This is a genomic window from Streptomyces longispororuber (assembly GCF_014656095.1).
GTDB classification, from domain to species: Bacteria; Actinomycetota; Actinomycetes; order Streptomycetales; family Streptomycetaceae; genus Streptomyces; species Streptomyces longispororuber.
Genome location: NZ_BNBT01000037.1, coordinates 51,680 through 61,146, shown reverse-complemented (window position 1 = coordinate 61,146; position 9,467 = coordinate 51,680). Strand labels below are relative to the sequence as shown.

The following is a 9,467-nucleotide window of genomic DNA, read 5'->3' as shown; positions in this document are numbered from 1 at the left end:
GCTGCGGGACCGGGTCGCCCAGCGGCTGCGGCGGACCGGTCCGCCGCGGCTCGCGGCCGGGCGCCACGGCGGGACGGCCACGCTGCTCACCCGCGGCCTCGACGCCCTGGACCCGTACGTGGTGGGCCGGCTGCCCGCGACGGCGGCCACCGCGGTGGTGCCCCTGGCGGTCGTGGCCTGGCTGTGGTGGACCGACTGGACCTCGGCGCTGGTCGTCGTGGTGACGCTGCCGCTCATCCCCGTGTTCGGCGCGCTGGTCGGCCTGCACACCGCCCGGCGCACGGCCCGGCAGTGGCGGTTGCTGGCGCGGCTCGGCGGCCACTTCCTCGACGTCGTGGCCGGGCTGCCGACGCTGCGCGCGTTCGGCCGCGAGCGGCACCAGGCGCGGGTGGTGGGCGAGATGGCGGACGCCCACCGGCGGGCCACCGTGCGCACGCTGCGGGTGGCGTTCCTTTCGTCCTTCGTCCTGGAGACGGTCGCCACCCTGTCCGTGGCCCTGGTGGCCGTGCCGGTCGGGCTGCGGCTGCTCCACGGCGGGGTGGACCTGCGGACGGCGCTGACCGTGCTGTTCCTCGCGCCCGAGGCGTACCTGCCGCTGCGTGCCGCGGGCGCGGCCTTCCACGAGAGTGCCGAGGGCGTCGCGGTGGCCGAACGGGTCTTCGCGCTCCTCGACGAGGAGGAGCCGCCGCGGCAGCCGGAGGGGCGGCCCGGGCCGACACCCGGGCAGACGCCACGGGGTGCGCGGAAGCGGGCGCCCGCCGCCCGCACGGCCCCCCTGTGCCTGGAGGACGTCACGGTCCGCCACCCTGGCCGGGCCGCGCCCGCCCTGTGCGGGGCGTCGCTGCACGTCCGGCCCGGGGAGCACGTGGCCCTCGTCGGCCCGAGCGGCGCGGGCAAGTCCACGCTGCTCGCGCTGCTCCTCGGCTTCGTGCCGCCCACGTCGGGGCGGGTCACGGCCGACGGCGTCGACCTGGCGGACCTGGACCTCGACGCGTGGCGCGCCCAGGTGGCGTGGGTGCCGCAGCGGCCGCACCTGTTCGCGGCGTCCGTCGCGGACAACATCCGCCTCGGGCGGCCGGACGCGAGCGATGCCGAGGTGCGCCGGGCGGCCCGCGCCGCCGCGGCCGACGGCTTCGTCGAGGAGCTGCCGCAGGCGTACGACACCGTGCTCGGCGAGCGCGGTGCCGGGCTCTCCGCCGGGCAGCGGCAGCGGATCGCACTGGCCCGGGCGTTCCTCAAGGACGCCCCCGTGCTCCTCCTCGACGAACCGACCGCCCACCTCGACCCGGAGAGCGAGGCCGCCGTCACCCGCGCCGCGGTGGACCTCATGCGCGGCCGCACGTCCCTGGTGGTCGCCCACCGCACGGGCCTGCTCCCGCACGCCGACCGCATCGTGACCGTCCACGAAGGCCACCTCGACCCCGCGCGACCGCGCAAAGACCTGGTCGCCCCATGAACCGATCAAGTCGTCACCGCCCACGAGGGCCACCTGACACCGCGCAGCGGCAGGAAGACCCGGCCGCCCCGTGACCGACGCACCCGCCTCCGCCCACGCACCCCTGGCAACCGCCCACCACCCGAGCCTGCCCCCGCACACCGACCGGGCCGTCACCGCCCCCGAAGGCCACCTCGACCCCGCGCAACCGCGCAAAGACCTGGCCGCCCCATGACCGACGTACCCGTCCCGCACCCCGCCCCCGCGCCCGCACCGGGCCCCGCAAGAAAGGCCGATGGCGTCATGGCCCTCCCCGTCGCAGCCGCCCGTGCTCCCCGCCCCACCGTGCGGCTGCTGCGTCACCTGCTGCCGTACCGGCGTGTCCTGCTGCCCGCCGCGCTCGCCGCGGCCGGCACCGAGCTGGCCGGGGCCGCGCTGACCGCCACCGCCGCCTGGCTGATCACCCGCGCCGCCGAGCAGCCGCCGCTCGCCTCGGTGAGCCTCGCGATCGTCGCGGTCCGCGCCCTGGCCCTGGGGCGCGGGGTGCTGCGCTACGCCGACCGGCTGCTCGGCCACGACGGCGTCCTGCGGGCCGTCGCGGGCTTCCGCACGCGGGTGTACGAGGCGCTGGTGCCGCTCGCTCCGGCGGGCACCCCCGCGTTCCGCGACGGCGACCTGCTGACCCGCCTGGTCGACGACGTCGACGCGGCCCAGGACCTGCTCCTGCGGATCCTCCTGCCCGCCACGGCCGCCTGCGCCGTCGCCGCGGCCGCCACCGGGACCGCCCTGGTGCTGCTGCCCGGGGCGGGCCTCCTGCTCGGCGTGCTGCTGGCCGGGACGGGGCTCCTCGTGCCCGCGGCCGTGCTCGGGCTGTCCCGCCGGGCGGGCCGCACGGAGAAGGCGGCCCGCGCCGAACTGGCGGCGCTCACCCTGGACCTGACCCGGGGCGCGGCGGACCTGGCCGCGTACGGGGCCCAGGACCACGCCCAGGAACGGCTGCACCAGGTGTCGGCGCGGATCGCCGCGTGCGAGCGCCGCAAGGCGGCGACCACCTCAGCGGCCGCGGCCGTGGTGCTGCTGCTCCAAGGTGCGGCCACGGCCGGTGTCGTGGCGCTCGGCCTGCGGGCGCACGCCGCGGGCACGCTGCCCGCCGTGCACCTGACCGTCCTCGCGGTGCTCGCCCTGGTGTCCTTCGAGGCGCTCGCGCCGCTGCCCGCGGCCGCCCGCCGCCTCGGAGACGTACGGGCCTCCGCGCGCCGGCTCGCCGCCCTCTTCGACACGCCGCCGCCGGTGACGGACCCGCCCGCCCCGGTGCCCCTGCCGGCCGCCGGGCCGCTCGGCGTGGAGATCACCGGCCTGCGGGTGCGGCACCGGCCGGGCGGGCCCCCGGCCCTGGACGGGGTGGACCTGCGGCTGCCGCCCGGCCACCGGGTCGTCCTCGTGGGGGCCAGCGGCTCGGGCAAGTCGACACTGCTCGCGGCCCTCATGCGGTTCGTGCCGTACGAGGCCGGGAGCGTCCGCCTGGGCGGGCGGGAGCTGCGCGCCTGCGCGGCGGCCGACGTACGCCGGGTGATCACCGGCATGACCCAGGACGCGCACCTCTTCCACACCACGATCCGCGCGAACCTGCTCCTGGCCAGGCCCGGCGCCACGGACGCCGAGCTGCGCGAGGCGGCGCGCCGGGCCCGGCTCCTGGAGTGGATCGAGGCGCTGCCCGCGGGCTGGGACACCCTCGTCGGCGGGGACGGCGCCACCCTGTCGGGCGGTCAGCGCCGCCGCCTGCTGCTGGCCCGCGCGCTGCTCGCCGACCCGCCCGTCCTCGTTCTCGACGAGCCCACCGAGGGGCTCGACCCGGCCACCGCCGCCGCGGTGCTCGCCGACGTCCTCGACGCCACCCGCGGCCGCACCACGCTCCTGGTCACCCACGAGCGCGCGGGACTCGCCGCCGCCGACGCGGTCGTGACCCTCGACCGGGGCCGGGTCGTGCCCGTCCCGGGTGCCGGTTCCGGTGCGGCGGCCGTCACTGGGGCAGGGGGCGGTCGTCCACCACATGCTTCATGACCAGCGTGGAGGTCAGGCGGTGCACCCCGGGGAGTATGGCGAGCTGCTCGTCGTACAGCCGCTGGAAGGCCGCGAGGTCGGCGGTGGCGACCCGCAGCAGGTAGTCCGGTTCGCCGAACAGGCGCTGCGCCTGGATCACCTGCGCCACCTCCGCCACGGCCTTCTCGAACTCGATCACCGTGTCGCGGTCCTCCCAGCGCAGCGTGACGAAGACGAGCGCCTCGAAGTGCAGGCCGAGCGCCGCCGGGTCGACCACCGCGCGGTAGCCGCGGATCGCGCCGCTCCTCTCCAGGTCCCGTACGCGGCGGTGGCACGGGGAGACGCTCAGCCGCACGCGGGCGGCCAGCTCGGTCACCGTGAGACGGCCATCCCGCTGGAGCTCGGTCAGAATCTTCCGGTCAAGGGCGTCCATGAAGAAGATTATCCCCCGACCCCCGGCCTGGCGCGGTAAGAACAGAAACACTTTCGGGCCGTCGGCTCCTAACCTTCCCTCTCGGAAAACACCTGATCACGAAGTCTCGGGGCCACCCGGGGCACCGAGAGGAAAGAGGGATCGGTTCAGCATGGACACGGGTACGGTGGCGGCGTTCCTGGCGGTGGACCTCCTGCTGGTCGTCACGCCGGGGGCGGACTGGGCGTACGCGATCGCCGCGGGGATGCGGGAGCGGTCGGTGGTCCCCGCGGTCGCGGGCCTCGTCCTCGGGTACGCCGGGTACACGCTGCTCGCGGTGGCGGGCCTGGTCGTGATCGTGGCCGGCTCGACGACGCTGCTGACGGCGCTGACCGTCCTCGGCTCGGTGTACCTGGTGTGGCTCGGCTGGAGCGTCCTGGCGGGCCCGGTGAGCCCGCAGGCGGCCGCCGAGCCCCTGGCCGCGTCCCGTTGGCGGATCGCGTGGAAGGGCGTCGGGACCAGCGGCCTCAACCCGAAGGCGCTGCTGCTGTACTTCTCGCTGTTCCCGCAGTTCATCCACCCCGACGCGGCCTGGCCGGTGGCCGCGCAGAGCGGGGTGCTCGGCATCCTGCACATGGCGAGCTGCGCCGTGGTCTACCTGGGGGTCGGCGTGCTGGCGGGGGTCGTCCTGAAGGCCAGGCCCTCGGCGGCCCGCGCGGTGACCCGCGCCAGCGGCGTCATGATGATCGGCATCGGCGCGTTCCTCCTCGTGGAGCGCCTGGCCGGGTGACCCCGTCGGCGGCCCGGACCGGCGGGCACGCCGGGGTGCGTCGCCGTGGCCGTGCGTGTACCGGCCCGCGACCTCCTCGTCCGCCTCCGCCTCGCCACCCCGAAGTCACGGTCGCCTGGGCCGACTCGGCCTACGGCGGCGACCTCGTCCCGTGGGCCAGGTCCTTCCTCGGCATCACCCTGCACACCGTCCCGCGCGCAAGAGCCAGGACGGCTTCGCCGTGGCCAAACGGTGGCGGATGGAACGCGCCACCTCGTGGAGCATGCGGCCCCGCCGAAACGTGCGGGACCACGAACGGCTCATCTCCCACAACGAGGCCCACCTCACCTGGTCCAGGCTCACCCTCATGGCCCGCCGTCTCACCCGGCCGCCCCGCCCCCCGTTACCTTCTTCGTGGCTCCGCAGTGGGGCCACCGGCCTTCGGGTCCGGCATGGCTTCCCCCCTTATTGCGGTTGATGATCCGGGGGGTGGTGTCACCGGGCCCGGAGGCATCGACGGACCGCTGATGAGGGCCTTGAGCACCGGCTTCACCGAGCCGGAACAGCTCTCCGTGACGTGGATGTGGCAGCTCGGTGCCGAGGCAAGGCCGGATGAAAGCGTGATGGAGGGGCCTGCACGTGATCGACACCGGCGACATCGACGTCTTCCTCGGCCTGGACGTCGGAAAGGGCGAACACCACGCCACCGCCGTCACCCCGGCCGGGAAGAAAGCGTTCGACAAGCGCATGCCCAACACCGAACCCAAGCTCCGCGAACTTTTCGCAAACTCCAGGCCAAGCACGGGACGGTACTTGTCGTGGTCGACCAGCCGGCCTCGATCGGGGCCCTGCCGCTGGCGGTCGCCAGGGACATGGGCTGCCCGGTCGCCTACCTGCCGGGCCTGACGATGCACCGGATCGCCGACCTCTACCCCGGCGAGGCCAAGACCGACGCGAAGGACGCGTTCATCATCGCCGACGCGGCCCGCGCGATGCCGCACACGCTGCGGGCCATCGACGGCGAGGACGAAACGATCGCCGAGCTGGAGATGATCGTCGGCTTCGACGACGACCTGGTCGGCGAAGCCACCCGGGTCGCGAACCGGCTCCACGGCCTGCTGACCCAGACCCATCCTTCGCTGGAGCGGGTGCTGGGGCCGCGGTTGCAGCACCCAGCCGTCCTCGCCGTGCTGGAACGGTTCGGCTCCCCGGCACAGATACGCAAGGCCGGCAGGCGGCGCCTGGTCACGCTGCTGCGGCCGACGGCCCCGCGGATGGCCGAGCGGCTGGTCGAAGAGATCTTCGACGCCCTGGACGAGCAGACCGTGACGGTCCCGGGCACGGAGGCGGCCGCGCTGATCGTCCCGAGCCTGGCCGCGTCGCTCACGTCCGAGCTCGACCAGCGCAAGCTGTTGGCCAGGCGGATCGAGGAATTGCTGGAGGGCCACCCTCTTTCGAAGGTCCTGACGTCCATGCCGGGCGTCGGCGTCAGGACCGGAGCCAGGACTCTGATCGAGGTCGGTGACGGCAGCACTTTCCCGACCGCCGGCCACCTCGCCGCCTACGCCGGACTCGCCCCGGCGACCCGGAGCTCGGGCTCCTCGATCCGCGGTGAACAGCCCTCCCGGAGGGGAAACAAGCAGCTCAAACGGGCCTTCTTCCTCTCCGCGTTCGCCGCCCTTGGCGACCCCGCGTCCCGGACCTACTACGACAAGAAGATCGCCCAGGGCAAGCACCACACCCAGGCCCTGCTCTGCCTCGCCCGCCGCAGGGCCGACGTCCTCTTCGCGATGCTCCGCGACGGAACCTCCGCACCGGCAGCCGCCCAGTCTTCGCGATCGACCCGCTCGCCGCCGCCCGTTACCGCGACCGGCACGGCGTCAGCCGCAAGAAGGCCCACCCCGGCGACGCCCTGGTCCTGGCGAACATCCTGCGCACCGACATGCACGCCCACCGGCCCTTGCCTGCCGACTCAGAACCCGCCCAGGACATCACGGTCCTGGCCCGAGCTCAGCAGGACGCCGTCTGGGCCCGGCAACAGCTCGCCAATCAGGTCCGCTCCCTCCTGCGCGAGTACTACCCCGCCGCCCTGCCGGCCTTCCAGGGCAAACAAGGTGGCTTGACCAGGGCGGATGCCCGCGTCGTCCTCACCCTCGCGCCGACCCCGGCCAAGGCCACGAAGCTCACCGTCACCCAGTTGCGGGCCGCTCTCAAACGCAGCGGCCGCCTCCGCGGCTCCGACGCCGAAGCGGAGCGGCTGCGGACGATCTTCCGCGCCGAGTACGCGCACCAGCTCCCCAGCGTCGACGACGCCTTCGGCCACCAGCTCCTGGCCCTACTCAAGCAGTCTGGACGCGACCTGCCAGGCCGCGGACGACCTCGCGGAAGCGACCACCGCCGCCTTCCACCAGCACGCCGACAGCGAGATCCTGCTCAGCTTCCCCGGCCTGGGCCCCATGCTCGGCGCCCGCGTCCTCGCCGAGTTGGGCGACGACCGGACACGATTCGCCGACGCCCGGGCGCTGAAGTCGTACGCCGGATCTGCCCCCGTCACCCGGGCCTCCGGCAAGAAGCGCTTCGTCGGCCGCCGCTTCGTCAAGAACAACCGCCTCATCAACGCCGGCTTCCTCTGGGCCTTCGCCGCCCTCACCGCCTCACCGGGTGCGAACGCGCACTACCGGCGCCGACGCGAGCACGGAGACTGGCACGCCGCCGCGCAACGGCACTTGCTGAACCGCTTCCTCGGCCAGCTCCACCACTGCCTCAAAACCCGGCAGCCGTTCGACGAACAACGCGCGTTCGAACCGTTCGTTCAAGCATCTGCGTGACCTGGAGGTAGGTACGGGTGAACGTAGGGAGCCAGTAGCCGCCTCTGTGACCTGTCAGCTAGCGGTCGTCGGCGGTTCCGCGGTGCCCATGATGAAGCTGCCGCCCACAGTCCGGACATCGGCTGACCACCCCAGCGTTGCGAGCGCGCCCGTGAGCTCGCTGGGGTCGTGAAAGACCTTCACGATGCGATACGGCTGACCGTCGTCGAGTCGGCGCAGCGCCGCAGGGATGGGCTGCTGAGCGAGAACCTCCTCGCGGGCGGCCTCTGCGGGGCCATCGTCGATAAAGACCGCTTTGCCGTTTGGCGCGAGTGCGCTGGCGACGGTGTCCCAGAACCCTGGCAGGCGGGACGGCGGGATGTGGGAGAGCCAGAAGGCGAAGAACACGGTGTCGTAGCGGCGCGGGGGCCGCCAGGTGAACAGGTCGGCCTGGACGAACTGGACGTTAGGGGAAGTGACCCTCGTACGCGCGACGCCGAGCGTCGCTGTCCATGGCCGGGACCCTACCGATCGGGGCGCCCTTCCGTCCCGCTCAGTGCGGCACTGGATTCATCGCGTGACCGAAAGATCACATCTTCCTGACCCACGTACCGACTGTCGAGGGGCCGCTTGACTTCTTAGCCCTCTGAGATGTCTTGACCAAAGACATAGGGGCACCTCCCCACCGCATCCCATCCTCCGGGGCGGGCCGACCGGGCGGCCGAGCTTGTGTCCATCCGTATCCGGACGCGCGCGCAGCAGCACACGGTCCGTCGCTCCCACAGCGTTGGCCTGAGGCGTGTGTCTGGCACGCGATGGTGATGACCTGAGCTTTCGGCGGCGGCGATGCCTGTCGGTGACCGCCTCGCACCAGAAATCGAGTTCGGCGCAGAGAGCCTGACAGCCCGCCCTTGACCCGTCCCCCAAGGTCCGGGTTTAGCGTTCTGGACGAAGCGAGGAGGTGCACATGCGTGCAGGTGAGGCGGCGGCCGCCGCCGGCGTGACGATCAAGGCGCTGCGCTACTACGAGGATTGCGGGCTGCTCAGCCCCGGCCGTGCGGCCAACGGCTACCGCGACTACACCGGGGAAGACGTCCGGCTGGCGGAGGAGATCCGCAGCCTCGGGGCGCTCGGTCTCACCCCCAAGGAGACAGGGCCATTTCTTGCCTGCCTTCGCGCGGGACACGATACGGGCGACCACTGCGCGGAGTCCCTGGCGGCCTACCAGCAGAAGATCGAGGCACTTGACCTCCTCGTCGCCCGGCTGACGCACACCCGGGAACAGTTGATCAGCCGCCGGGACGCGGCGGCCCGGAGAGGTTTCCCCTCCGCCACCGACCCATCGAAGGAGCCCGACGAGATGCTGTCCAAGGCCGACCCCCTGCCCTCCGACCTGCCGGTCCCGGTGGACGACGGCGCCGCGGCCCATCTGCCGGGCCGAACGCTCCCCGCCCTGTCGTTCCACGGCACGGACGGCAGCGACATCCGCCTGGACACGGTCCCCGACGGCCGTTGGGTGCTCTTCCTCTACCCGCTCACCGGGGACCCGGCCGCCGACATCCCCGAGGGCTGGAACGAGATCCCCGGCGCCCGCGGATGCAGCCAGGAAGCGTGCAGCTTCCGCGACAACCTGGACGCCCTCAGGGCGGAAGGCGTCGACCGTGTTCTCGCCCTGTCCTCGGACCGAGTCGAGTACCAGCAGGCGCTCGTGGACCGCCTGCACCTGCCTTATCCGATGCTCTCCGACCCCCGGCTCACGCTCGCGGACGAGCTGAAGCTCCCGACGTTCGAGGCCAACGGCCAGACGCTCTACCGGCGTCTCACCCTCGTCCTGCGCGGCGCCACGATCGAGCACGTCTTCTACCCCGTCTTCCCACCGGACACCCATGCCGACCAGGTCGCGCAGTGGTTCCGGAACCATGGCGACGCGTAACTGAACCGACGAGGGCCGCCACCCCTCCCGGGTGGCGGCCCCTCTCCGCTGTGGGCAAGGACGTGCGAGGT

General features: G+C 73.4%; 7 protein-coding genes and 2 pseudogenes. 7 read left to right on the top strand and 2 right to left on the bottom strand.

Annotation, left to right across the window (positions count from 1 at the left end):
• The 3 genes from cydD to cydC all read left to right on the top strand — a co-directional run.
• Positions 1-1,456, top strand: a 1,456-nt coding sequence (gene cydD, locus IE330_RS14860) for a thiol reductant ABC exporter subunit CydD (RefSeq protein ID WP_190136457.1), incomplete at its 5' end; no start/stop codon positions are given.
• A 70-nt stretch (positions 1,457-1,526) separates the two neighbouring features.
• Positions 1,527-1,670 carry a hypothetical protein gene (locus IE330_RS14855; protein ID WP_190136456.1) on the top strand — a complete coding sequence of 48 codons (144 nt, stop codon included), beginning with the start codon at positions 1,527-1,529 and terminating at the stop codon, positions 1,668-1,670.
• 68 nt (positions 1,671-1,738) lie between these two features.
• Complete coding sequence (cydC, locus tag IE330_RS14850) at positions 1,739-3,496, top strand: thiol reductant ABC exporter subunit CydC (RefSeq protein ID WP_190136455.1); 1,758 nt, start codon at positions 1,739-1,741, stop codon at positions 3,494-3,496.
• On the opposite strand, the gene IE330_RS14845 is transcribed toward cydC, so the two are convergent.
• Positions 3,456-3,908, bottom strand: a complete 453-nt coding sequence (locus IE330_RS14845) for an Lrp/AsnC family transcriptional regulator (protein ID WP_190136454.1) — start codon at positions 3,906-3,908, stop codon at positions 3,456-3,458. The genes cydC and IE330_RS14845 overlap by 41 nt on opposite strands.
• Before the next feature lie 151 nt (positions 3,909-4,059).
• Between IE330_RS14845 and IE330_RS14840 the strand changes: the two genes are divergently transcribed.
• The 3 genes and pseudogenes from IE330_RS14840 to IE330_RS14825 all read left to right on the top strand — a co-directional run.
• The gene (locus IE330_RS14840) at positions 4,060-4,677 is read left to right on the top strand and encodes a LysE family translocator (protein ID WP_190136453.1); all 618 of its coding nucleotides are present in this window, start codon (positions 4,060-4,062) and stop codon (positions 4,675-4,677) included.
• Between the two features lie 618 nt (positions 4,678-5,295).
• Positions 5,296-6,464, top strand: a pseudogene (locus tag IE330_RS14830) (IS110 family RNA-guided transposase); the annotation flags it as partial.
• Positions 6,464-7,484, top strand: a pseudogene (locus IE330_RS14825) (IS110 family transposase); the annotation flags it as partial. The pseudogenes IE330_RS14830 and IE330_RS14825, both read left to right, overlap by 1 nt.
• A gap of 54 nt (positions 7,485-7,538) precedes the next feature.
• Here IE330_RS14825 and IE330_RS14820 read toward each other — a convergent pair.
• A complete protein-coding gene (locus IE330_RS14820) occupies positions 7,539-7,871 on the bottom strand; it encodes a class I SAM-dependent methyltransferase (protein WP_308439010.1) in 333 nt (110 codons plus the stop codon).
• A gap of 559 nt (positions 7,872-8,430) precedes the next feature.
• Between IE330_RS14820 and IE330_RS14815 the strand changes: the two genes are divergently transcribed.
• Complete coding sequence (locus IE330_RS14815) at positions 8,431-9,396, top strand: MerR family transcriptional regulator (RefSeq protein ID WP_190136451.1); 966 nt, start codon at positions 8,431-8,433, stop codon at positions 9,394-9,396.
• Positions 9,397-9,467 lie beyond the last annotated feature (71 nt).